The organism is Methylobacterium sp. J-077, assembly GCF_022829365.1.
In the GTDB taxonomy this organism is placed as follows: Bacteria; Pseudomonadota; Alphaproteobacteria; order Rhizobiales; family Beijerinckiaceae; genus Methylobacterium.
Window position 1 is genome coordinate 1 of the sequence record NZ_JAKSYJ010000204.1, and the last position, 459, is coordinate 459.

Consider the following 459-nt stretch of genomic DNA (forward strand, 5'->3'; position numbering starts at 1 on the left):
CTCAGCGGCCTGCCTGTGCCAGCTTCAGCAGGTTGTGGGCCGTGCAGATCATCGCCCACTCGCCTCGGACCTGATCGAGCCCTCTCATCAGGAACTGTCGGAAGCCTCGGGCCTGCTTGATCTGCCCGAACACCGGCTCGACCACCTGCTTCCTGAGACGGTACCGACTGCGGCGCCCAGCCCGCTTCAGGCGGGCGGCCATCGCGCTCATCAACGGCATCTTGGTCAGCCTCCGGCGGCCGGCTGCGTCCGCCTCGCCATGACGCGCCCGGCCGGGAGCGAGGTAGCCCGTGATGCCTCGCTCCTTCAGCGCGGCGAGGTTCGCCTCGTTGGCGAAGCCGGCATCGCCCGAGACCTCCCGCGGCTTGCGCCCGAGATGAGCGCGGACCCCGTCCACAAGCGGCACGAGCGCGCGGTAGTCAGCCGAGTTGGTCACGAGGCGGTGCGCGACGATCACCT

General features: G+C 69.7%; 1 protein-coding gene. It reads right to left on the bottom strand.

Annotation, left to right across the window (positions count from 1 at the left end):
* Position 1: 1 nt before the first annotated feature.
* The coding region (locus MKL11_RS24270; protein ID WP_243947996.1) for a transposase at positions 2-459 on the bottom strand (458 nt) is incomplete at its 5' end.